Source organism: Caulobacter sp. GW821-FHT05F04, assembly GCF_059419665.1.
In genome coordinates this window covers 247,423-269,320 of sequence record NZ_JBWKSF010000002.1, presented here as the reverse complement: position 1 = coordinate 269,320, position 21,898 = coordinate 247,423, and the positions used below count along the sequence as shown (strand labels likewise).

General features: G+C 67.6%; 17 protein-coding genes. 6 read left to right on the top strand and 11 right to left on the bottom strand.

Annotated features, from left to right (window positions below):
• Positions 1–149: 149 nt before the first annotated feature.
• Both AC07R7_RS05825 and AC07R7_RS05820 read left to right on the top strand, forming a co-directional pair.
• Positions 150–2,270: a TonB-dependent siderophore receptor gene (locus AC07R7_RS05825; protein ID WP_494634468.1), complete on the top strand. Its 2,121-nt coding sequence runs from the start codon at positions 150–152 to the stop codon at positions 2,268–2,270.
• Positions 2,264–3,505 (top strand): PepSY-associated TM helix domain-containing protein, encoded by a 1,242-nt coding sequence (locus AC07R7_RS05820; RefSeq protein WP_494634467.1) that lies wholly within the window; start codon positions 2,264–2,266, stop codon positions 3,503–3,505. The genes AC07R7_RS05825 and AC07R7_RS05820 overlap by 7 nt, the downstream gene beginning before the upstream one ends.
• Positions 3,506–3,909: 404 nt before the next feature.
• On the opposite strand, the gene AC07R7_RS05815 is transcribed toward AC07R7_RS05820, so the two are convergent.
• The 4 genes from AC07R7_RS05815 to AC07R7_RS05800 all read right to left on the bottom strand — a co-directional run bounded on the left by AC07R7_RS05815 (position 3,910) and on the right by AC07R7_RS05800 (position 9,608).
• On the bottom strand, positions 3,910–5,427 hold the full coding sequence (locus tag AC07R7_RS05815) for an alkaline phosphatase D family protein (RefSeq protein ID WP_494634466.1): 1,518 nt from the start codon (positions 5,425–5,427) through the stop codon (positions 3,910–3,912).
• A gap of 64 nt (positions 5,428–5,491) precedes the next feature.
• Entirely contained in the window at positions 5,492–7,990 is a 2,499-nt protein-coding gene (locus tag AC07R7_RS05810; protein ID WP_494634465.1) for a TonB-dependent receptor, read from the bottom strand.
• A gap of 116 nt (positions 7,991–8,106) precedes the next feature.
• Positions 8,107–9,054 (bottom strand): FecR family protein, encoded by a 948-nt coding sequence (locus AC07R7_RS05805; protein WP_494634464.1) that lies wholly within the window; start codon positions 9,052–9,054, stop codon positions 8,107–8,109.
• The gene (locus AC07R7_RS05800; protein ID WP_492888056.1) at positions 9,054–9,608 is read right to left on the bottom strand and encodes an RNA polymerase sigma factor; all 555 of its coding nucleotides are present in this window, start codon (positions 9,606–9,608) and stop codon (positions 9,054–9,056) included. The genes AC07R7_RS05805 and AC07R7_RS05800 overlap by 1 nt, the downstream gene beginning before the upstream one ends.
• Positions 9,609–9,854: 246 nt before the next feature.
• Here AC07R7_RS05800 and AC07R7_RS05795 point away from each other — a divergent pair, with 246 nt between their 5' ends.
• Together AC07R7_RS05795 and AC07R7_RS05790 are read left to right on the top strand one after the other, a co-directional pair.
• Complete coding sequence (locus AC07R7_RS05795; RefSeq protein ID WP_492888057.1) at positions 9,855–10,430, top strand: TetR/AcrR family transcriptional regulator; 576 nt, start codon at positions 9,855–9,857, stop codon at positions 10,428–10,430.
• Between the two features lie 116 nt (positions 10,431–10,546).
• Complete coding sequence (locus AC07R7_RS05790) at positions 10,547–11,491, top strand: NAD-dependent epimerase/dehydratase family protein (protein ID WP_494634463.1); 945 nt, start codon at positions 10,547–10,549, stop codon at positions 11,489–11,491.
• 302 nt (positions 11,492–11,793) lie between these two features.
• Here the strand turns inward: AC07R7_RS05790 and AC07R7_RS05785 are convergent, their stop codons facing one another.
• The 3 genes from AC07R7_RS05785 to AC07R7_RS05775 all read right to left on the bottom strand — a co-directional run bounded on the left by AC07R7_RS05785 (position 11,794) and on the right by AC07R7_RS05775 (position 13,841).
• Positions 11,794–12,159 (bottom strand): PRC-barrel domain-containing protein, encoded by a 366-nt coding sequence (locus AC07R7_RS05785; protein WP_494634462.1) that lies wholly within the window; start codon positions 12,157–12,159, stop codon positions 11,794–11,796.
• A 297-nt stretch (positions 12,160–12,456) separates the two neighbouring features.
• Positions 12,457–12,819: a putative quinol monooxygenase gene (locus tag AC07R7_RS05780; RefSeq protein ID WP_494634461.1), complete on the bottom strand. Its 363-nt coding sequence runs from the start codon at positions 12,817–12,819 to the stop codon at positions 12,457–12,459.
• A gap of 5 nt (positions 12,820–12,824) precedes the next feature.
• On the bottom strand, positions 12,825–13,841 hold the full coding sequence (locus AC07R7_RS05775; RefSeq protein WP_494634460.1) for an NADP-dependent oxidoreductase: 1,017 nt from the start codon (positions 13,839–13,841) through the stop codon (positions 12,825–12,827).
• Here AC07R7_RS05775 and AC07R7_RS05770 point away from each other — a divergent pair.
• A complete protein-coding gene (locus tag AC07R7_RS05770) occupies positions 13,840–14,868 on the top strand; it encodes a LysR family transcriptional regulator (RefSeq protein ID WP_494634459.1) in 1,029 nt (342 codons plus the stop codon). The genes AC07R7_RS05775 and AC07R7_RS05770 overlap by 2 nt on opposite strands.
• A gap of 56 nt (positions 14,869–14,924) precedes the next feature.
• Here the strand turns inward: AC07R7_RS05770 and AC07R7_RS05765 are convergent, their stop codons facing one another.
• On the bottom strand, positions 14,925–15,299 hold the full coding sequence (locus AC07R7_RS05765; protein ID WP_494634458.1) for a winged helix-turn-helix transcriptional regulator: 375 nt from the start codon (positions 15,297–15,299) through the stop codon (positions 14,925–14,927).
• Positions 15,300–15,366: 67 nt separating this feature from the next.
• On the opposite strand from AC07R7_RS05765, the gene AC07R7_RS05760 reads away from it, so the two are divergent.
• On the top strand, positions 15,367–16,098 hold the full coding sequence (locus tag AC07R7_RS05760; RefSeq protein WP_492888062.1) for an SDR family NAD(P)-dependent oxidoreductase: 732 nt from the start codon (positions 15,367–15,369) through the stop codon (positions 16,096–16,098).
• Positions 16,099–16,369: 271 nt separating this feature from the next.
• Here AC07R7_RS05760 and AC07R7_RS05755 read toward each other — a convergent pair whose 3' ends face one another.
• The 3 genes from AC07R7_RS05755 to AC07R7_RS05745 form a co-directional block, all read right to left on the bottom strand.
• Positions 16,370–16,996, bottom strand: a complete 627-nt coding sequence (locus AC07R7_RS05755) for a site-specific integrase (protein WP_494634457.1) — start codon at positions 16,994–16,996, stop codon at positions 16,370–16,372.
• A 321-nt stretch (positions 16,997–17,317) separates the two neighbouring features.
• Entirely contained in the window at positions 17,318–18,832 is a 1,515-nt protein-coding gene (locus AC07R7_RS05750) for a CehA/McbA family metallohydrolase domain-containing protein (protein WP_494634456.1), read from the bottom strand.
• 107 nt (positions 18,833–18,939) lie between these two features.
• Complete coding sequence (locus tag AC07R7_RS05745; RefSeq protein WP_494634455.1) at positions 18,940–21,828, bottom strand: TonB-dependent receptor; 2,889 nt, start codon at positions 21,826–21,828, stop codon at positions 18,940–18,942.
• Positions 21,829–21,898 lie beyond the last annotated feature (70 nt).

The following is a 21,898-nucleotide window of genomic DNA, read 5'->3' as shown; positions in this document are numbered from 1 at the left end:
ATGTTCGAGGAACGGTCATCGCCATCAACCCGAGAATCATTCTCATTTAAATTGATATTGGTTCTCATTCTCTGTAGAGCGACCGCCCAGATGGATCGCTACGGAGTCGGGTTGTGGGTATGGGTAGGGGTAGGGCGCCGGCGGTTTGCATGGCGACGCTGATCAGCATCGCGGGCCTCGGCGGCTCTGGTCTTGCCTGGGCGGACGAGGCGCCGACGGCGTCAGCCGAAGACGAGCCCGACCTGACGATCATCATCACCGCCCGCGCCCGTCAGCTCTATCGCGCGCAGGAGACCACCAGCGGCAAGCTGGAGACCCCTCCTTTGGAGTCCAGCCTCAACATCCAGGTCCTGAACGAGGAGCTCATCCGCGACCAGGGCGCACGCGACGCACAAGACCTCTATCGCAACATCGCCGGCGTCAGCCTGTTCTCCTACGCCGGAGTCACCGCTCGGGGCTTCCGTCAGGAGGAGATCTTCTTCGACGGCCTGCGCGGCGACCCCTATGTCGCCTTTTCGGTGCCGCAGCTATTCAATGTCCAGCGATTGGAGTTCCTGAAGGGGCCGGCCGGCATGCTTTATGGCCCCGGCGCGCCGGGCGGCCTGTTCAACTACATCACCAAGACGCCCAAGGACGAGTTCTCGGCGCGGGCCACCGCAGTGGTCGGAACCGAGGCGCGCAGGGGTGGTTCGGTCGAGGTCGAAGGCTTCCTGCCAGGCGGCAAGGCGCCGGCCACCCGGCTGGGTGTCTTCTACGAGGACCGCAACACCCCGCGCCGCAATTCCGGCAGCGAGGTGCTGATCCTGGACGGCGGGATCAAGACCGATCTCGGCCCGGCCGCCCTGACGCTGCAGGCCACCCGCTACGAGCAGAACCTGCAGGGCAACCGCCTGCGCGGCGTGCCAACCGACAATCTGGGCCATTTTCTCGCCGACCGGCGCTGGAACCACAACGAGAAGAGCGACTTCCTCGACCTGACGGCCAATGTGCTGCAGGCGCGCGTGGCATGGCCGGTCAGTGAAAACCTGACCGTCGACGCGGGGCTGCGCTACTCGAAAAGCGTGGAGCGCCAGCAGTATCACGAGCCGCGCGGCCTGACCGACAGCGACCGTGACGGCGTGCCGGACCTGTCACGCCGCGAGTTCCGCGATCAGGAGCGCGATCTGGAGCAAGTGAGCTTCGGGGCCAACGCCGTCTGGTCGCGCGACTTCGGCGCGGTGCGCAATCGCGTGCTGGTCGGCGTCGACGCCTATCGCAGCGAACTGATCAACAACAATCGGCCCTCGCTGCTGGGCGGCTTCACCGCGGTGGCGGGACTGCCCGCGCCGCTGAGTCTGACCCATCCGGTCTACGGCGTCACGGACCCCAAGACCTATAAGCTCAAAGCCCGTGTCCGCACCTCGGCCATTCAAGAGCGGTCCGGCGCGTACCTGCTGGAAGAAGCCACGATCGGTCAATTCATCGCCACCGCCGGCGTGCGGTTCGACCGCTATGAGGACCAGTCCGACGCCAGCACCTTCGAGGACGAGAAGGCAACCTGGCGCGCCGGCCTGGTCTGGCGCTCCCGTCCCGACGTTTCGGTCTACGGCCAGTGGGCCCAGAGCTACGAGCCGCAGAGCGTGTCTAGTCAGGACCCGCGGGCGGGCGGGCCCTTCGCCCCGACCGAGGGCGAGATCCTGGAAGGCGGCGTCAAGACCGAGCTGCTGGGCGGCCGTCTGCAGTCGACCATGGCCATCTATAGGATTGTCCGCAGCAATATGCTGCAGAACGATCCGCGCGGCGACGTCGACGGGGATGGCGTCGACGATCTGGTCGCGTTCGGCGAGGTGACCAGCAAGGGCGTCGAGTTCGACCTGGCCGCCGACCTGACCAACAACTGGGTGCTGACCGGCTCCTACGCCTGCAACGACACCCGCATCACCAAGACCAACGGCGCGACGGTGATCACCAACAGCGTCGGAGACCGCTTCGCCAACGCGCCCAAGCACAAGGCCGGCTTCTGGACCCGCTATCAGTTCCCCAAGCTGGGCCTGGCCCTGGCCCTGGGCGGTGACTATGTCGACGTCCGCACCTCGATCAGCGGTCAGAAGGTGCGTCCCTATACGGTGTTCGACGCCTCGGTGATCTACAAGCTCGGGCCGTGGTCGACGCTGCTACGGGTCGACAACCTGTTCGACGAAACCTACGCCGCCTCCGGCTTCATCGACCGCACCGGCCACTTCCCCGGCAAGCCGCGGTCGGTGTTCCTGGAAGTGTCGCGGGAATGGTGAGCGTCGAGCGCGCCCAGACGGCGGCGACGCCTCGGCGCGCCGCCAAGCCCAAGGCCTCGCGCCTGTGGTGGAGCGTCCACCAGTGGGTGGGGCTGAAGCTGTCGATCCTGCTGGCCTTCGTCTTTTTGACGGGGACGATTGCGGTGTTCAGTCACGAGATCGATTGGGCGTTGCGGCCCGCCCTGCGCGTCGATCCAGCGACGGTCCACGGTCCCATCGCCTGGTCGGCGGCGGCTCGCAACGTCGCGGCCCTGCACCCCGACGCCAGGATCCTTTTGCTGGACGAGCCCATTGACCGGGGCTTCGCCCTGACCGCGACGATCCAGAAGCCGGACGGCGTCCGCGCCTTCGTCTATCTGCACCCCTCGACGGGGGCGGTGCGGGGCGAGGGCCCGTGGGTCGGGGCCCATCGCGTCCTGCGCAACATGCACCGCCACCTGAACCTGCCCACCCCAATCGGCGTACCGATCGTCTCGGCCTTGTCGATCCTGCTGTTGATCAGCGTCGGCACGTCCTTCGTGGTCTACAAGAAGTGGTGGCGGGGCTTCTTCAAGCCGGTGCGCTGGCGTGACGCCCGCACGGCCATGGGCGATCTGCACCGCCTGGTGGGATTGTGGAGCCTGTGGTTCGTGGCCCTGATCGGCGCGACGGGCCTTTGGTACCTGGCCGAGAGCACCGTGGCCAAGGCCCCGCCCTCGCCGCGCGCCAAGGTCGCCGCCGTCAAGCTAGACACCCGGAAGCTGGCCGACCGGCTGGAGACCAATCTCAACGCGGCTCAGGCCGCCTATCCCGGCCTGCGCATCCAGCGCATCGCCTTTCCGGCCGGCAAGGTGGGCGCCTTCCAGTTCGCGGGCCAGTACAAGGCCGTTTTGGTGCGTGAGCGGGCCAATGTGGCCTGGACCAACCCGGCCACCGGCGCCGTGGTGCTGCTGACCGACGGGCGCGAATTGACCGTCCACCAGCGCATTTCGGAAATGGCCGACCCGCTGCATTTCGGCACGTTTGGCGGGGTGTGGACCAAGTTGATCTGGTTCGCCTTCGGCCTGGCTCTCACCGCGCTGGCGGTGTCGGGTGTGGCGATCTACGCCTTGCGGCTGTCGCGCGAACAGCGGGCGTCGGCCGTTTGGGCGTCGGCATGGCGCGGCATGGGCGCCTGGCGCTGGCCCGCCCTGGCCGGGATCGGCGTCGCTCTGGCCCTGCTGCCGGCGTTGTTCCTCGCCGCGGGGGGCGACTAAGGCGCCACCCTTGACGGCTCAGCAGCCCGTCCGGCCTTTCGTTCCACCAAGCGCTTCAGGGCGTTTTCCCTTCGAGGCGAGCGGCTCGTCAGGGAACTGTTTGGTGGCCGCACTGGCAAAGCCGAGCATATTTATACGATGCGCGTGTGGCGGCCGTCAGCCACCGCCCTTCGATCGAAGCTATCCTTAATCAACAACGGTGATCCTCCCTCGTTTGAGTGGACACCCATGCTAGTTTTCGGAGCTGGAGAGGAGTCTCTGATGAGCGTGAAGCGTCGGGTCTTTCCGTACTCCAGACTTCAACCGCCTTGTCGATGGCGCAGCCGTCTCGGCGCGTGGCCTCCGCCACCTGAGTTCCGCGCCTCGCCGCTTGGGTTATGAAGAAGCTGCGGGCGAAGCGGAGGTCATACGACGAATTGCGCGCCTGGGCGTTGATCCTCGATCACGCACCGCGCCAGGCTTTGGGTGACACCTTTGGGGTCGGCCTGATCCGAGACGGCCCTCAGATCAATGTCCAGTTTCCGGGACGTCGCCTCGATCAAGGTGTAGCCCGAGCGTTCGATGTCGGCGAAGCGGACGTGGTCATTGCGAGCCCGGACATCGCCATAACGCGCCGGCGGCGCGTGGCTGGCGGCCAGGCATGTCGTCACGAGCTCAGTGGCCACGGGCGCCGCGTCGGCTCGGCCGATCCGCAGGTCGTTGACCATGTAGGCATGGATGTCGCCGCTTAGGACCACGGCGTTGCGCACCGATGGACGGGTCATGCTGCGCATAAGCCGGTCGCGCGCGGCGGCGTAGCCGTCCCACTGATCCGACATCACGCCGTCCGGCGTTTCGATCGGCGCGACCACCGTCTGCTGAGCCAGCAGGGTCCAGCGCCCGCGCTCGGCCTTCAGTGTCCGGTCCAGCCAAGCCTCTTGGGCCGCGCCCAGCATGGTGCGGTCTGGCGCGCTCAGCCCGGGACAGTCGCGGCGCGCTCGGTTCCCGCTCTGACCTGGAGGATTGCAGGCCTGGGGCGAGCGATACTGCCGCCCATCCAATACCGGCAGGCTCAACAGATCCCCCCACGCGAGGCGCCGATAGAGTCGCGGCTCGCCTGGACGAGCCCACAGACTGGGGCGCACCGGCAGGTGCTCGAAGTAGGCCTGGTAGGCGGCCGCCCGCCGACGGGCGAAGACCTGAGGATCCAGCCCCTTCAGGTTGGCCAGATCGGCGTAGTCGTTCTCGACCTCATGATCGTCCCAGGTCACGATCCAGGGCGCCAGCCGATGGGCCTCGCGAAGGTCGTGATCGGACTTGTAGGTCGCGTGCCGCCGACGATAGCCGTCCAGGTCCGTGGGTTCGGGCGCGTCGAAGCGACGGACCTTTGGAAACTGGGCGTAGCTGTTCTCGTAGATGTAGTCGCCCAACTGCACGATCAGGTCGGGTTGAGCGGCGACCATGTCGCGATAGGCGCTGAACCAGCCCAGTTCAAAATGCTGGCACGAGCTGACGGCGATCCGCGCGCGTTCGGCGTGCTCCGGCGCGGTGGCGGTGCGGCCGACCGGGCTGACCGCGCCCAAGGCGTGAAACCGGTACCAGTAAGGTCGGCCGGGGCGCAAACCCGAGAGCTCGACGTGAACCGAATGGCCCAAGGTCGGCGTCGCCGCGCGGCGGCCACGCCGCACGATACGGCGGAAGGCCTCGTCCTCGGCGACCTCATAGGCGACGGGAACGGCCGGAGCGTCGAGCGACGCGCCGCCGGCGCTGAGGCGGGTCCACAGTACGAAGCCGTCGGTCGACGGATCACCGCTGGCCACGCCCATCGCAAAGGGCTCGGCGGGCGCGGCCCGGCGAATCTCCAGTCCCTGCGTCGCCGTCGCGCGGGCCAGGAAAAGGCCGGTCGAGGCCGCCATCACCGCGCGGCGGGTCAGCAGGGACATCGCTGGGATCCCATCAGGAGAACGAAGTGAGGCGATCCGGCCCAAGGACCGGATCGCCCCGCGATCAAAAGTCGAACCGCGCGCCGATCCCGTAGGTGGCGGGCGCCCCAACCAGTCGAGCCGCGCCGTTCAGCTCGGGGAAATAGACCTCGTCGGTGATGTTGCGACCATAGGCATAGAGCGTCCAGTTCGACGGGGTGGCCAAGTCCACGCGGGCGTTGACCAGGGTATAGGCCTTGGCCGTGTTGCCCGGCGTGGCGTTCAGGCGGTTGGATTCCTCGCCATGGTGGGTGACGCCCACGCGGCTGCGCAGCGACCAGCCTTCCTTCAGGGTGATGCTGTGGTTCAGGCTGGCGGTGGCCGACACGTCCGGCGCGCCCGGCAGCGGATCTCCGACCGTCTGCAGCACCTCGGCCACCCGGTTGGATGAGAACGACAGGACCTCGGTGTCCAGCCAGGCGGCGTTGACGTCGAAGCTCAGGCTCTGGCGCTCGGTGCGCAGCAACTGAGCGCTGAGCGCCACCTCGATACCCTTGCTGCTGGCCTTGCCGACATTGGCCCGACCGTTGGTGTCGTTGGCCAGCCGCGTCGTGGCCTGCAGTTCGCTAAAGCGATAGTCGAACGCGTCCAGCGACAGACGCAGGCGCGGCGTGGTCCAGCGCAGGCCCGCCTCGTAGGCGCGCACGGTCTCCGAGGCGAAGGGCTTGGTCTCGGCCACGGTGAAGATCGAGGTGCCGTCGAAACCGCCGCCGCGATAGCCTGTGCCGGCCGACACGAAGACGTTCAGGCTGGGCGTGACGTCGTACTTCACGGTCAGGCGGCCCGAGACGTTGTCGTCGTCGAACTTCTCGTCCCATGCGAACGGGTTGGTGGTGGCGAAGGTGGTCGTGAAGGTGCTGATGCCCCACGGATTGTGGTCGACGTTGCGGCCGACATAGTGGGCGTTGTCGCGCGTGTAGCGCAGACCCGCCGACACCTGCAGGCGTTCGAGCGGGTGGTAGTCGGCTTGGCCGAACAGGGCGAAGCTGTTGCGTTCCTGGCGGTGCAGGTTGTCGTAGTTGGTCAGCGCCGAGTAGCTGATCCAGTTGGTGTTGAACTTGACGTCGTCGGTCACGTAGAAGGCGCCGGCGATCCAGTCCAGCTTGCCGCCCGTGTCGTCGGCCAAGCGCAGTTCCAGCGACGACTGGCTGAGCTTCTCGTTGGCGTCGAAATACGAAGCTGGATAGGGCGAACCATCGCCGTTGCCCTGCACCGAACGCTTGCTGCCCTGCCAGCCGCCGATGGCGGTGAAGTTCAGGTTCTCCCGAACCTTGTGACTGAAGCTCGCCGAGCCGCCGTAGATGTCGATCCTCTGGGTCGGATAACCCGTCGAGTAGAACTCGTAAGGATCGTTGTTCTCGCCGGCGTTGGCGATCGTGGCGTCCTGGGCCCGCGAAATCCGATCGTACTGACGGGTGTCGCCCCGGTCGCGGCTGCCGAACAGCTTCACGACCAAATCGCTCTCCGGGGCCATCTTGAAGTCAAACGTCGCGCGGCCGGCGACCAGGTCCTTGTCGCCGAAACCCTTTCGGCGGCCCGGATCAACCAGCGCCGGCACCTGGGTCTGGACCACGCCGCGCACCGACGGACGGAAGCCGGCCAGAAGGCCCGCACCGGCGCCATCCATGAAGCCGCCGCCATTCTGAGCCAGGACGGCCAGACGCACGCCGAGGGTCTCGCTGACGGGCCCGCCGACCGAAGCTTCCATCTCGGTGTAGTCGTAGCTGCCGTACTCGACGCGGCCCGAGCCTTCGAGAGCCTGACCAGGACCCCGGGTGATCGCGTTGATGACGCCGGCCGTGGTGTTGCGGCCATAAAGCGTGCCTTGCGGGCCCTTGAGCACTTCGATGCGATCGAGGTCGAACAACGGCATGCCCAGATAGGCGTTCGAGGTCTGGTAGACGCCGTCGACGTGCAGGGCGACCGAGGGGTTGCCGTTGGGCTTGTAGTCGTCGGCGCCGCCGATGCCGCGGATGCTGATCAGACCGTAGTTGGTGCCGCCGAAGGCGTAGTTCACCGACACGCCGGCGACCTGATCGACCAGATCGACGACATTGGTGATCCCGCGCCGCTGGGCGTCGCCGCCTTCGACGACGGTTACCGCGATCGGGACGTTCTCGATCCGCGCCGAGCGCTTCTGGGCCGTGACGATCACTTCTTCCAGCTCGGCGACGACCGGATTTTCCTGCGCCGAGATCAGGAAGGTGCGCGGTCCGGTGGCCGTCGCCTTCAGGCCCGAACCCGCCAGGAGGTCACGCAGCGCCTCGGCGGGCGGGTGCGTGCCGATCACGGCGTTGGCCCGCTTGCCCTTCACGAGGTTCGACGCATAGAGCACCTGCACGTCGGCCTGCTTGGCGAAGGCCGGCAGGGCCAGGTCCAGGGGTTGGGTGGGCAGGGTGAAGGCCACCGGCGGCGCGGCGGGCTCCTGGGCCAGGGCCGGCGCGGCCGCGCCCAGGACCAACAGGGCGCAGCAGGCCATCAGGCCGCGCCGAAGACCGGCGGCGTGGGAAACTCGGTTCGTCATCGTGCTTTCCTAGGCAATCCGGCCCCCGTCGACCGATCACTCCCAGGAACTGCGGCTCCGCTGAAAGCCTCACCTTGTCGTGAAAATTTCATCGAATGCCGGAACGCCAGCTGCCGTCATTCGGCGATCTCCCAGGTCGTCCGGTCGACCTGCTGGACGCGCACGCCAAAGCCCGCCCGCAGGGCGTTGGCGAACTCGCGCGCGCCGTCGTAGCGGAACGATCCCGATATCCGGATGTCGTTCAGCCGCGCGCCCGGAACCAGGGACAACTGGTCGCTGGAGTAGCGATTGAACGCCGCGGCGACTTGCGGCAACGGCGTGTCGTTGAACACCAGCCGACCATCGCGCCAAGCCGTCAGCGCGTCGAGATCCGCCGCCGCTACGGACTTTGGCCCGGCCTGACCCGACAGCATATGGCCGGTCGTCAGCCTTCGCGCCGCGGCCTGCCCAGCCGCGACGACGTCGAGCGCTCCGTCCTCGATAAGAATCTGCGCCGTATCGCCCTGCCTGGTCACCTGGAAGCGCCCGCCGCTGCCCTGGGCGCGCTCATCGCCGACAACGACCTGGAACGGCCGGTCGGGGGCCGAGCGCATGTCGAAGTAGGCCTGTCCCTCGACGAGCCGCACACGACGGCGCTGGGCGTCGTACTGCACACGCACCCTCGACAGCGGGGCTAGGGTTACGCTCGATCCGTCCGGCAACGGGGCGGTAAGACGCTCACCCGCGCCGGTGCGGATCGTCGCGCCGGCCGTGCTGGCCATCATCACCGCGACGCCGCCCCCGCCGGCCGCCGTCGCGGCGCCGACGAGGCCCAGGATCATGCGCCGACGGCCGATCCCGGACGCGTCGCGCAAAGCAGCCGCGCGCATCGCTATCAGGCCATCGGCCCCCTTGGCCGCCGCCAGGGACGACCAGGCGTCGGCGGTTTCCTGGTAGGCCTCGGCGTTGCCGGGCGCTTCGAGCCATTCAAGGAAAGCCTTGCGGTCGTCCGCCGCCAGCGGCCCCCGATCGGCCTTGGCGAACCATTGGGCGGCCTGATCTTCGTGAACGATGCGACGCCCCATCAACCCTGCTCCCGCAAGGCGTTGCGCAGAACAGCCATCGACCGCACGAGATGCTTCTCAACGGCGCTGACCGAGATGTTCAGTCGGGCGGCGATCTGGGCGTGGCTCATGTCCTCGAAGCGACGAAGGATGACGATCGTGCGCGCCCGAGGCGACAGCGACTTGAGGGCGACCTGGATGCGCTCCAGGTTCTGTCGCCCGCCGATGACGTCCTCCGCGTCCGGAAGGTCGTCAGCCAGGTCGATGCGATCCAAGTCGACCGCGCTCAGCAGCGGCCGCGCCCGTTCCCGCTTTACCTTATCGCGAAGGAGGTTCGCCGCGGCCTCGAATACATAACCGTCAATGCTTTCCAGGGCCATCAGGCCAGGGCGACGCAGCAGTCGCAGGAACAGGTCCTGCACCAATTCCTCGCTGTCAGGCCGCGAGCCGGTGCGGCGGGTGAAGTAGCGAAGCAGCGGGATGCGAAGGCGTCGGGTCAGAGCCTCAAAGCGCTCGGCGCCTGGCGGGCCGGCCGACTCGCGCGCCAGGCCTTGATCGGAGGCTGGGATGGACATGAGCCGGCCATGCCAGCGCCTGACGACAATCGTGTGAAACTTCCGTTGGAGACCCCGGCGACTACAACGCGGCGCTAGCGAAACTTCCCCCGCCTCCAGACAGTCGAAATTGAGGAGCTGCCGCTGAACCAAGCCCCCATCAGCGCGCCTAGATCGTGACGAGGCGGTTCCCGCTCTGGTCCACAGGCTTTACGCGAGGTCTCGCATTATTTATAACCGTCCGGTCGGTTATGAATCAGAGCAGCCATGGGACGTCGACGCGTCTTTGACCAGCAAGCTATCCTCGACGCCGCCGAACGCGTCGTCGCGCGCGATGGCGCCACGAACCTCACTCTGGACGCGGTGGCTAAGGAGGCCGGGGTCGGCAAGGCCACGGTGATCTACGACTTCAAGACCAAGCAGGCCCTGATCGAGGCCGTGGTGGATCGCGCGTTCCAGGCCGACGCCGCCCGCCACGCGGCGCTGGAAGCAGAATTGGAAGGCCAGGACAGCCGCGCCATCCGCGGCCGCATCCGGGGCGGCGCCCACGCCCCGCCCGAGGACTTCCGAGCCGTCGCGCTCAACCTCAGCGCCGCCCTGGTATTGGACGCTGACCTGCGGCGTAAGATGCAGGCCAGCCAGGCCAGCGTCGTCGCCCGGGTGCTTGCGACCTCGGCCTCGCCGCGCGGCGCGCAGCTGGCCTATCTGGCCCTCGAGGGCCTGAAGTTCCTCGAGCATCTGGATTTCCACCACTTCCCGCCGGCCGAACGCGACAGGATCGTTCGAGAGATCGAATGGCTGTCACAGGCCCAACCGCAAGACGGCGCGCCCGCCGGCGGCTGATCCCTCCCCCAACCGGATTTTCAAGATGACCAACACCCCCTCCGCCGCCCCCCGGCGCGGCGACGATCGCGCACGCCTGCCCGCGCCGCCTCTTCCTGACCGGCGCCGCCGGCTATGTGGGACGCAACCTGGCCCGCCGCTTCCTGCGCGACGACGTCCAGGTGGTGGCCCTGTCGCGCAATCCCCAGGACGCCGAGCGCCTGCGGGCCATGGGCGCCGTCGCGGTCGTCGGCGACATCCTGGACCCGGCGATCGGCGAGGCCATGGCCGGCTGCGACGCCCTGATCCACGCGGCGGCCGACACCGATCACGGCCATGGCGGCCCCGCGCAGATGCGGACGAACGCCGAGGGGACGCGGAACGTCCTTCGCGCCGCGCGGGCGGCGGACGTCCGCCGCGTCGTGCACCTGAGCACGGAATCGGTGCTGGGCGACGGCCGTCCGCTGAGGAACGTCGACGAGACCCGGCCCTATCCGGCGCACCCGGCGGGCTCCTATTCGCGCAGCAAGATCGCCGCCGAGACGATCGCCCTGTCCATGAACGATGTGGGGTTCGACGTCCTGGTGGTGCGCCCACGCTTCGTCTGGGGGCGCGACGACACCACGGCCCTGCCGGCCTTGGTGGAGGCCGCGCGGTCGGGACAGCTGGCCTGGATCGACGGCGGCGGCTATCTGACGTCGACAACCCACATCGACAACCTCTGCCACGGCGTCGACTTGGCGCTGCGGGCCGGACGCGGCGGCGAAATCTACTTCCTGTCCGACGGTGAGCCGGTGACCTTCCGCGCGTTCGTGTCGGCGCTGCTGGAGACCCAGGGCCAGGCCCCGCCGGACAAGACCGCGCCCCGCGCCGTGGTGCGGGTGGTCGCGGCCGTGGGCGACCTGATCGGCGCGGCCACACGCGGCGCCAAGCCCGTTCCCCTTACCCTGCAGGGCTTCTCCGCCTCGGCCGTCGAGGTGACGCTCGACATCGGCAAGGCTCGTCGCGAACTGGGCTATGCGCCCGTCGTCTCCCTCGCCGAGGGTCTCGCCGAACTGGTCGCCTCGGCCCCGCAGAGATAGTCCTCCAAGTGCGGGACGTCCCCCTGCGGCGTCCCGCCACCAGCTAGTCTGTCGGTACAGGCTGGAAGTGTCCCGGAAACAGGTTGGGCTGTCAAAAATGCGACGCAGTCGCCAAGGGGTGATTGGCGTATGGTGGAGGCAAGCAAGCGCCATGGACTGACTTTGGCGCATCTCCGGAAACCAGACACTCAGCGCGCGCAGACGGCGCCCAAGCCCCTTCCAACTCGGCTGGCGCGCAAATGAAAAGCCCCACCCGATAAGGTAGAGCCGGTTCATGGGACGCGCCCTAAAGGCCGCCTATCCTAACCCTTCCAGTCAGGTAGCGCAGCCAGCTGAGACTTCGTCAGCTTGGCGCGAACGATGTGGTCGTCCGGATCGCCCGGCTCGGGCGCCACGGTCACATCGGCCAGGGCCACGACAACCTTCTTGTCCGGACCCATGCGGTCGATCTCGATCACGATGGCCGTGGGTTTGCCGGCCGCATCGAGAAGCACGTGCTCGACCTCGCCTGCTTTGCGGTTAGCGGCGTCGATGACATCGGCATCTTCGATCTGGCCAACCGTGAAGGCGCCCTTGGCCGGCTGGCTTTCAAGCTGGGCGATGGTGGTTTGAGCGAGCGCACCAGTGGCGACAGCGGCGAGGGAAAAACCCAAGATAGCGAATTTCATGATCGGCTCCTTCTCACGAGGTGACCGACAGGATCCGCGGTGACGGCAAGCTCCTGTCGGATGTCGTCCATTAACGCCGTGTGCGGAGCATTGATCCGGCGTGCGTGGTAAGCGACCGAAGCTTCGGCGCCGGCGCCTATCGCTCTCGTCAGAGCCATCCGCGAGAAATTCCCTCAAATCCATCCGCTCCCAGCGCATGACTCGCGGAGCTTTGGCGCCATTCCGGTCTTTCCCGCATCGGCTCGATAGGGAGCCGGGTTCCCGCGAATACAAACACAGTGCGGTCGCTTGTAAGATTCAGGCGTCCGCCAAGGCGCGCTCGCGCGTCGCGTCGTATTTTCTGACATCCGCCGAGAGCCGCTGCCCCCATCGCGCCACAAAGGCGACGGTGTCGGCGGCCGCCAGGTGGGCGCTTAGGGCCTGCTGATCTCGCCAGCGCTCCATCACGAGCAGCCGCCCGCGAGACGCGTCGACCACGGCGGCGTCATAGGACAGGACGCCGTCGCGCTGGCGGGTGGCTTCGGCGAGATCGGCGAGATGGCGGGTGAAGGCCTCAAGGTCCGAGGGCGGAACCTGCACGTAGCCCGTGACGATGATCATGGCGAGCAACTCCAGAAGCTCGAACAAGGAAACGGAACCCGCCGCGACGAGCAGGCGCATCGGCGTCAGGCGACGGTCAGGACGATCTTGCCTTGGATGCCGCCCTCGGCGACGCGCTGGTGCGCGCGCGAGGCTTCCGACAACGGAAAGACGCTGTCGATCACCACGCGGACGGTCCCTTGGTCGAGCAATGCGGCGGCCTGCGCCAGCTGCGCGCCGTTCGAGCGGACCTGGGTCGACGAGACCTTGATCCCGCGCCGCGCGGCGGCGTCGCGGCCCTCGAAGCCCAGCGGGTTGACCAGGAACAGGGCGCCGCCAGGCCTGATCACGTCCAGAAACCGTTCCATTCGAGCACCGCCCACCGCATCGAGCACCAGGTCGACATCCCGGACGACCGTTTCGACGGCGGCTTTTCCGTAATCGATGAACTGGTCGACCCCGAACGCGCCGAGCATCGTCGCGTTCTTGGCCGAGGCCACGGCGATCACCCGCGCGCCTCGCGCCTTGGCCAGCTGCGTCGCCAGATGGCCGACGCCCCCGCCGGCGCCGTTGATCAGCACCGTCCGGCCTTCAAGCTCGGCCGGCTCATGCGGGAAGGTCTGGAAGGGGTTGGGCGCGTCGTGGCCAAGTTCGATCAGGAACTGCCACGCCGTCAGCAGGGACATCGGCGCGCCGGCGGCTTGGATGTGATCCAGCTTGGCCGGCTTGCGCGCCAGATGCGAGGTCGGCGCGCTGACATATTGGGCGTAGGCGCCGCCGCCGGTCATGACGCCGTCCGGGAAGCGCACCATGCCGAAGACCTCGTCCCCGACCTGGAAGTCGGTGACGTCAGCGGCCGTCGCCTCGACAACGCCGGAGACGTCGGTTCCCAGGATGAGCGGGAAGTCCCCGTCCGGTCGCCACTCCGGCGGCAGAGCGCGATAGCCGTCGCGCAGATACCAGTCCGGCGGATTGAGGCCGACGGCCCTGACACGGACCAAGACCTCGCCCGGCCTAACGTCAGGCTTGGGGGCGTCTTCGTAAGTCAGCACTTCAGGTCCGCCAAAGGCGTGCAGTCGGACCGCTTTCATCGTCTCGCCCATGATCAATCTCCTCGCACGGCGCTTGACGGCTGATTTAGCGGGTGGCGATAAGGTTGATAATCAGGCCAAAAATCACTTCAATAGTGCCACCATGGAACAAATTAGCCTCGACCGCCTCACGGGATTGATCGCCTTCGCGCGGGTCGGCGCGCTGGGAAGCTACACGGCGGCCGCACGGTCGCTGTCGATCTCCCCCTCGGCCGTGAGCAAAAGCATCCAGCGGCTCGAGCAGCGGCTGGGCGTCTCCTTGTTCACGCGCACCACGCGTTCACTGGCGTTCACGCCAGAGGGTCGCGACCTGCACGAGCGCGCCTTGAACCTGATCCGCCAGGCCGAGGAGATCGAGCAGATGGCGCTGACGGCGCGCTCGGAGCCGCGTGGCACGCTTCGGGTGGCCGCGTCCCTCCCGATCGGCCTGCACGTGATCGCGCCTGCGTTGCCCGCGTTCCGGCGGCGCTTTCCGGATCTCTCGATCGATCTTCGTCTCGAGGACAGGACGACGGACCTGATCGACGACGGGATCGATGTCGCCATCCGCATCGGTGAAGTTCCGGACAGCCGCCTGTTGTCGCGCAAGCTCGCGCCCTATCGGCTTTGCTGCTTCGCCTCTCCGGACTACCTGGCCGCGCGTGGAACGCCATCGCATCCAAACGACCTCGAGGCCCACGATACGGTCAATCTACGCTATCAAAGCACCGGTCAGATGTTTCGCTGGCCGTTCAAGATCGCCGATCGTGAAATCGAGATCCTGCCCAGATCCGACATCGTGATCGACGCCAGCGAAGCCTTGATGGCGACGCTGGTGGCGGGCGGCGGGATCGGCCTCGGCGCCTCCTTCGTGGCCGCCCCGTATGTGGAGCGTGGACAGCTGACGCCGGTCCTTTCAACTTTCGCGGTGGAACGCCACAACGTCACAGCCCTTTGGCCGGAAAGCCGGCGCAGCAACCCGGCCGTCCGGGCCTTCATTTCCATGTTGAGCGCCACCTTCGATGACCGGATGGCGGCGGCGACTTCCAGCTTGCCATGACGCCTTCTCCAAGCTCCTCGGTCGCGGCGCGCCTATTGGTGGCTAGGCGATCACCGCTAGGTGCGGCGCATCTCGTCGGCATGGGCCAAGGCCCAGGCGCACAGGGCCTCGAAAGGCTCTCGAAGCGAATGGCCCAAGGGTGTGATCGCGTACTCCACCCCAATCGGAGCGGTCGGCAGCACTGTGCGGGTCACCAGGCCATGGCGCTCGAGCCGCTTGAGCGCGTCGGCCAGCGCCTTATGGGTGATGCCGTCCAGCCGCCGCTTGATCTCGTTGAAGCGTGACGGTCGAGGGCAGAGGACGGTCAGGATCATGATCGTCCACTTGTCGGCGATCTTCTCCAGCACCGGCCGCACCTGCGCCATGTCCTGGCGCGCGCGCTCGGACAGTTGGTCCAGATCGGTATCGTCGGGGATATCTAGGCTACTCATGGTGCGTTCTTGATAGCAGATATATTCCGTATATCTAAACCGCCGTCATTGCATGAGGAGCAACATGATGGCTCGACTGGATAACGATATCGCCCTGGTTGTCGGCGGCGCCAAGGGCATCGGCCTGGCGGTCGCCGGGCGGCTGGCCGCCGATGGCGCGCGGGTTTACCTCACCGGCCGAAACGCGGCCGAGGTCGAGAAGGCGGCCGAGCAGGTGGGACACAATGCTGTCGGCTTGGTCGCGGACGCCAGCGAGGCTGGCGACCTCGCCAAGGTGGTAGAGACCGTGAGGGCTCAGGACGGGCGCATCGACGCCCTTGTGCTCAATGCCGGCTTGGCCGAACCAGCCTCGCTGGCCGACGCGAGCGTCGAGCACTTCGATCGTCATTTCACCGTGAATGTCCGGGGCGCGATGCTGGCGCTGCAAGCCAGCCTGGCGACCATGCCGGACGGCGCGGCCGTGGTGCTGGTCGGGTCGATCGCCGACGCGATCGGGGTGCCCAACTACGGCGTCTACGCGGCCACCAAGGCGGCGATCCGCTCCTTCGCCCGCACCTGGGCGGCGGAGCTCGGGCCGCGCCGCATCCGGGTGAACGTGGTGAGCCCCGGCCCCACCGACACGGCGATGATGGCGGCGACGAGCGAGGAGATGCGTGCGGCGCTCGTCGGCCAAATCCCGCTGGGTCGCATGGCGCGCCCGGACGAGGTCGCAGCGGCGACCGCCTTCTTGCTCAGCGACGACGCCAGCTTCGTCAACGGCGCCGAACTCTGTGTCGACGGCGGCATGACCCAGGTCTAGGTCGGCAGCGCCGTTGGTCGATATCGACGCCGGAGCCCGCGCTAGGCGGTCGTGAGCTCAGTGGCCTCTTGAGGTCCGGATCTCCAGACTGGAGTTCCTTACTTCTCGCCCATCATCCGAGTGGGCGAGAAGCCCCTTCCCTGGTCAGTCGACGCGTCCAACTCAGCGGCTGGGCGGCGCCAGTTGCTGACGTTGGCATGGCTCCAGGAACGCGACATTCAGAGCTGGCGCGTCATGCATCCGGCCGCGTTAAAGCTGACCCGTTGTTGCGCTAGAGGTCGATCTGCTCGGACATCTCCAGAGCGTCGTCGACCTCGATGCCAAGGTATCGGACCGTGCTCTCGAGCTTCCTGTGTCCGAGTCGTAGTTGGCATGCGCGCAAGTTGCCCGTCTTCTTGTAGATCAGCGCCACCTTCGTCCGGCGGAGGCTGTGCGTCCCGTACGCACGGGGCTCGAGCTCAATCATCGACACCCATTTGTCGACCAAGCGGGCGTACTGCCGCGTGCTGACGTGGTCGCCTGGTCGACTGCGGCTGGGAAACAGCCAGTCGTCGTTGCGTCTTCCACGCAACTTCAGCCAAACCGCCAAAGCGTCTCTTGTGGGCTCGGTGATCTCGAATGGGACGGGCTGTCCGGTTTTCCGCTGGATGATCGTGGCGCGCGCTCGCAGCGCGCCGCCCGGCGCCACGTCGCTGACACGTAGCTTCACCAGGTCGCATCCCCTGAGCTTGGCGTCGATGGCGCAATTGAACATGGCGAGGTCGCGGACTCGCCCGTTCGCTTTGAGCTGCTGTCGGGTACCCCAGATGTGCCGCGGCTTGAACGGCGGCTTTGGGCCGATGATGCGGCCAGTGTTCCAAGGACGCTTGGGTGGAAGGAAGAGGTCAAATTGAGCCATGTCCGCCTCCCGCGAATGGCTACTCCCCTCGTTTCATCCTACCACGTTCGAGCGTTCGGGGCTCCGGCTGCGCATAGCCGACATTGGGGGGCGCCAGGCTCCAGACATGGCATCGTTGGCGCCTTCGGCGGCTCACGACCCTGAGCGTACTTTGCTTCATGCCCGGGAAGCGGACATTCGGTGCTAGAGCAACTAACTTCGGCGCCGCCCCTTTTTGCGCCCCCTCGCGACAGGTGCGTAAGGGAAAAATCTCGCGGGATAAGGCTCCGGGGCGAGCTCGTTGACGCCGAGCCCCCTCTTGAGGGGGCCCGCCCTTGTCGCCTACTTCACGGCAATGAAGATCGGGTTGGCGTAGAACCACAGGTCCGACCACGGATCTTCGCCTGGCAAGTCCGGCAGCGGCTCGCTCTCCGCGCCGTTCGTGCCCCGGACCCGGATATAGGTGGAGCGGCGCACGTCCTTGAGCGCGTAGACCATCGACAGCACCTCGCCCTCGCGCGCCCAGGAGGTCGGGGTGAAGGCGCGCGCGACGCGGGTCGAGGGATTGGCGTCGAGCGTGCGGTCGGCGGCCGGTCTGGTGATGTCGCCCTGGATCAGGTCGATGCGGGCGACGCTGGGCGAAAAGCCGCCGAAGTTCTTGCCCGCGGGGTCGCGCACCCGGATGACCACCGTGACGTCCGCTCCCGCAGGAACCTCCAGTCGCCCGCCGATCTCGGCCCTAGCGCCGGCGGCGCTGGCGGTCACATCGACCTCGGAGACCAGGTCGCCCAGGGTTACGAAGATGCGGCCGTTGCGCAGACCGTCCAGCACGTCGTCATAGGTGTGGGCGGCCTTTACATAGGTCTTGGAATACTCGCCCGGCCAGAAGTCCGCGCCACCACCTGTGTAGTGGCGATGGGAGTCCGAGGTCGAGGTGACCCACCAGCGGCGCCCCTCGCCCAGCATCGCGTCCCAGAAGCCGCCGAGCTTGGCGGTCATCTGGTCGAAACCGCCGAGGGTCGGCGCTCGCGAATAGCCGCCGCGATCGCCCTTGCCCTTCAGCGAGCCGTCGGGGCTCAGGCCCGAGGCCTGGTGTCCGGGCGCGCCCTCCATGCCGACGGCGACGTCGGGGGCGGTGTCGTTCCAGTCGCGCAGCTCGGACGGCGAGACCAGGCCGTAGCGGTCCATGCCGGTCGCCGACCGCGACGGGTGGTTGGCGATCACCACCGGCGGCTTCGCCAGCGCCTTCATGTGGCGCAGCGCGTCCAGCATGAAGCTCTCCTCGTCGCGGGCCGGGTCCGCCGGCCAAGGTTCGCGCCGGTTGTAGCGGCTCTCGATCCCGAACAGGGCGTCCCGTTCGCCCGCCGTGCGCGGCAGGATCAGGCTGGAGTGCTCGGCCGCCGGCGTATCCAGCTCCATGCCCCAGAACTGCAGCACGCTCGGCGTCTCGCGGCGGGAGCGCACCAGCTCGGGATAGGCCTCGTCGCGATTCAGTTTGGAGTGGTTGGGACCGCCGTGATCGGTGGCCACCATCCACGAGAGGCCATACTGGGCGGCCATCCGGGCGTTGGTGGCGATCGGGTTGCTGGCGTCGCCCGCCTTGACCAGGATCGGCGGCTGGGACGGATCGGCGCTGGGCTTCACCGAGACGCTGAACCAGCTGTGGACGTGATGGTCGCCGGCCAGCCAGCGGCGCTCGGAAGCCTTGGCCGGGCGCGTGCCGGGGCGGTTCGGCGCGACCGGCTCGACCGAGTGGCCAGGATGCGCCGACGCCGGGCTTCCGGCGGCCTGCGCCAGGCAGAGCGTCAGGGCGGCAGCCGAGCAAACGAGACGGGCTCGAGACGGAAAGGTGCGCATCCGAATATCCTAGCCAAACCCTGTGACGCTTCCCGCAGGCGATCTTGGGAAAGCAAGCCGGCCCGCGCCGCGGGGGCGCGAGCCGGCCTCAAACCCCGCCGTCAGGCCTAGAACTTGGCCCGCAGGCCGAAGCTGACCGTGCGGCCGTAGTTGGTGTAGCCGCCGAACCAGCCACCCTTGATGAACTGCCGCTGGGAGGCTTTCGTCAGGTTCTGCCCTTCGATCGTCGCGGTGATCTGCGGAGTGATCTTGTAGCTGACGCTGCCATCCAGCGAGCCGAACGCCTTGTCGTTCAACGCCGAGAGCCCCGCCCCGCCGACGTCCTGCAGGACGTCGTCGACCCAGCTGTAGCTGGCGCGGGCGGCGAAGCGGTCCTTCTCGTAGAAGGCCGTCACGTTGAAGCTGTTCTTGGCGACATTGACCATCTCGTCCTTGAGGGTCGGCGAGTAGGTCGCTTCGGTGTCGGTGTAGGTGTAGTTGGCCAGGAAGCCCAGGCCGTCGAACGGGGCCGGCAAACGCTTGAACAGGTGCTGGTAGGCCAGCTCGACGCCCTTGATCGTCGCCTTGCCGCCGTTGGTCGGCGAGGTCAGCACGTAGGTCTGGCCGTCGACGACAATGTTGGTGTTCTGGCTGTAAACGAAGGTGGTGATATCCTTGTAGAAGGCTCCGCCGATCAGCGCGCTGCCCGGCGCGAAGTACCATTCCAGGGTCGCGTCATACTGCCAGGCCTCGAAGGGCTTCAGCAGCGGATTGCCGCCCACGGCCGTCAGCAGGGTCCCGGAGTTCAGGGTCAGGCGCGGCGCCAGGTCGGCCAGGGACGGCCGGGTGATCACCTTGGCGGCGGCGACGCGGGCCTGCAGGGTCTCGGTCAGCTCCAGCGCGAAGTTGGCCGTCGGCAGGACGTCGGTATAGGTCTTCTCGAAGCGGACGGGCAGCGCCGCCGCGCCGTTGTCGGCGTGACCCGACGAGACCTGCTTGGTCTGCGCCACACGCACGCCGACCTCACCGCGCAGGGGCGCGCCGAACAGGTTGGTGTCGATGTCGCCCAGGGCGTAGCCGGCCCCGATCTTCTCGGACACGCGATACGAATTGCGCTGGTCCGCGCGGGCCGTGCCCTTCTGGTTCGGGTCGCGCAGGGCCCAGAACGCGGCCGGGTCCGGCATGGCCCAGCGCGTCGGCAGGCCGGCGGAGGCGCCGCCCAGGAAGTCGGTGACCGGGAACGGGTCGAAATAGTCCGCGCCGAAGACCTTGCCGGTCAGGTTGGTCGTGTAGTTGATGTCGGCGCGATTATAGGATCGCGAGCGCTCGCGAAATTTGACGCCGAACTGAAGGCGGCTGACCGGACCCAGGTTCACCGGCCGTTCGGCGTCGAACTGCAGGGCGGTCTCGTCGTCCGTGGCGTCGTTCACCCGCCATTCGATGCGGCGGAACGGCAGCATGGATGGGTTGTTCAGGTCGGCGGTCAGCAGGCTGACGTCCGGCAGCCCGTCGCCAGCCTGGGGCAGGTTGAACGTGGCCCGGCCCATCGACCCCTGCAGACGGGTGCGGGTGATCGGCTTGGAGGTTTCCGAATAGGCCCGGGCGTAGGCGAGGTCGCCGGTGATCGTCCAGTCCTCGAGCTTCTGACGGATCTTTCCGGCGATCATCATGTTGTCGTGAGCCAGGTCGCTGACTTCGCGACCGATCTGGCTGTTGGTGTTCGCCGTGCCGCCCGTCATGACGCCGTCCTTGATCACGGCCGAGCCGGCGACCAGGGTCGAGAGATCCGGATCGACCGAGTAGGTCAGTTCGTCATAGTGGTCGTCGAGCTTGGTGTAGCTGCCGTCCAGCGTGATTTCCGTGGCGTCGCTGGGCCGATACTGGGCCGAGAGGACGAGGCCCTTGCGCTTGCGGTCCTCGCGCTCCAGCGTCGGGCGGATATTGGTCGCATACAGCTGCACGCCCTGGGCGATCAGGCTCTTTCCCAGGGTGGTGGTCGCGCTGGGATAGCTCCAGCCCACGCCGGTGATGCGGTCCTGGCGCAGGGTGCGCTGATCGTACACCGCCGCCGCCAGCACGCCGAAGGTGCCGGCCGCGTTGGTCCAGCTGGCCAGGCCCGACACGCGCGGGTCGGTCTTGCCGGCGAGCTCGGGATGGCTGGCGGTGGCCGACAGCGCCAGGGTCGTGCGGCCTAGGTCCAGCGGGCGAAAGGTCTTGATATCGACCACGCCGCCGATGGCGCCCTCGTCCAGAGAGGCCAGCGGCGTCTTGCCGACCTCGACGCCGGCCACCAGTTCCGACGGCAGGGTGTCGAAGCGGAACTGGCGGCCGCTCTGGCCGCTGTCGCGCATGTTCTCGTTCACCGCGGCGCTGCGGCCGTTCAGGGTGACGATCTGGAAGTTCGGGCCCAGGCCCCGGACGCGGATGAACAGGCCCTCGCCCCGGTCGCGGGTGATGGCCACGCCCGGCACGCGCTGCAGGGCCTCGGCGATGTTGTTGGACGGGAACTTGCCGATGTCCTCGGCCGAGATGGCGTCGACGACATTGGCGGCCTTGCGCTTTTCGTTCAGCGCGCGGGCGAGCGAGTTGGCGAAGCCGCCCGTGACGACGAGCTCTTCGATCTCGGTGGGCTCGTCGGCTCGGGCCGGGGCGGACGCGGCGCGCGGGGCGGACGCGGCGGGGTTGGCCTCGGTCGAGACCTTCTGGGCCGCCGGGCGCAGGATCGCCGCGCCGCCGTTGCGCACGAACGTCAGGCCCGTTCCCCGCAGCAGCTCGGCCAGGCCGCGCTCGGCGTCGAACTGGCCGCGCACGCCATTGGTGTGCTTGCCGCTCAGCAGGGCCGGATCGGCCAGCACCTGCAGGCCCGTGGCCCGGGAGAAGCTCGGCAGGGCCGAGACCAGGTCGCCAGCCGGGATCGCCAGGGTCGGCTTTTCGGGCGGCGCGGCCACGACGGGGCTCGCCGCCAGCAACGCGGCCGCGGAGGCCGAGCCAAGCCAGGTCCAGGTCTTCGAAGTCATGTCGTCATCCCCGTTTTGCGCGGCGTTCGACGCCGGTTCGGCCGGGAAGACGCTGGCCCCCGGCGAACCC

Excerpts from the sequence above, each read along its gene's own strand:
- AC07R7_RS05825 (WP_494634468.1), top strand. The coding sequence starts at position 150 with ATGGCGACGCTGATCAGCATCGCGGGCCTCGGCGGCTCTGGTCTTGCC.
- AC07R7_RS05820 (WP_494634467.1), top strand. The coding sequence starts at position 2,264 with ATGGTGAGCGTCGAGCGCGCCCAGACGGCGGCGACGCCTCGGCGCGCC.
- AC07R7_RS05815 (WP_494634466.1), bottom strand. The coding sequence starts at position 5,427 with ATGTCCCTGCTGACCCGCCGCGCGGTGATGGCGGCCTCGACCGGCCTT.
- AC07R7_RS05810 (WP_494634465.1), bottom strand. The coding sequence starts at position 7,990 with ATGACGAACCGAGTTTCCCACGCCGCCGGTCTTCGGCGCGGCCTGATG.
- AC07R7_RS05805 (WP_494634464.1), bottom strand. The coding sequence starts at position 9,054 with ATGGGGCGTCGCATCGTTCACGAAGATCAGGCCGCCCAATGGTTCGCC.
- AC07R7_RS05800 (WP_492888056.1), bottom strand. The coding sequence starts at position 9,608 with ATGTCCATCCCAGCCTCCGATCAAGGCCTGGCGCGCGAGTCGGCCGGC.
- AC07R7_RS05795 (WP_492888057.1), top strand. The coding sequence starts at position 9,855 with ATGGGACGTCGACGCGTCTTTGACCAGCAAGCTATCCTCGACGCCGCC.
- AC07R7_RS05785 (WP_494634462.1), bottom strand. The coding sequence starts at position 12,159 with ATGAAATTCGCTATCTTGGGTTTTTCCCTCGCCGCTGTCGCCACTGGT.
- AC07R7_RS05780 (WP_494634461.1), bottom strand. The coding sequence starts at position 12,819 with ATGCGCCTGCTCGTCGCGGCGGGTTCCGTTTCCTTGTTCGAGCTTCTG.
- AC07R7_RS05770 (WP_494634459.1), top strand. The coding sequence starts at position 13,840 with ATGATCAATCTCCTCGCACGGCGCTTGACGGCTGATTTAGCGGGTGGC.
- AC07R7_RS05775 (WP_494634460.1), bottom strand. The coding sequence starts at position 13,841 with ATGGGCGAGACGATGAAAGCGGTCCGACTGCACGCCTTTGGCGGACCT.
- AC07R7_RS05765 (WP_494634458.1), bottom strand. The coding sequence starts at position 15,299 with ATGAGTAGCCTAGATATCCCCGACGATACCGATCTGGACCAACTGTCC.
- AC07R7_RS05760 (WP_492888062.1), top strand. The coding sequence starts at position 15,367 with ATGGCTCGACTGGATAACGATATCGCCCTGGTTGTCGGCGGCGCCAAG.
- AC07R7_RS05755 (WP_494634457.1), bottom strand. The coding sequence starts at position 16,996 with ATGGCTCAATTTGACCTCTTCCTTCCACCCAAGCGTCCTTGGAACACT.
- AC07R7_RS05750 (WP_494634456.1), bottom strand. The coding sequence starts at position 18,832 with ATGCGCACCTTTCCGTCTCGAGCCCGTCTCGTTTGCTCGGCTGCCGCC.
- AC07R7_RS05745 (WP_494634455.1), bottom strand. The coding sequence starts at position 21,828 with ATGACTTCGAAGACCTGGACCTGGCTTGGCTCGGCCTCCGCGGCCGCG.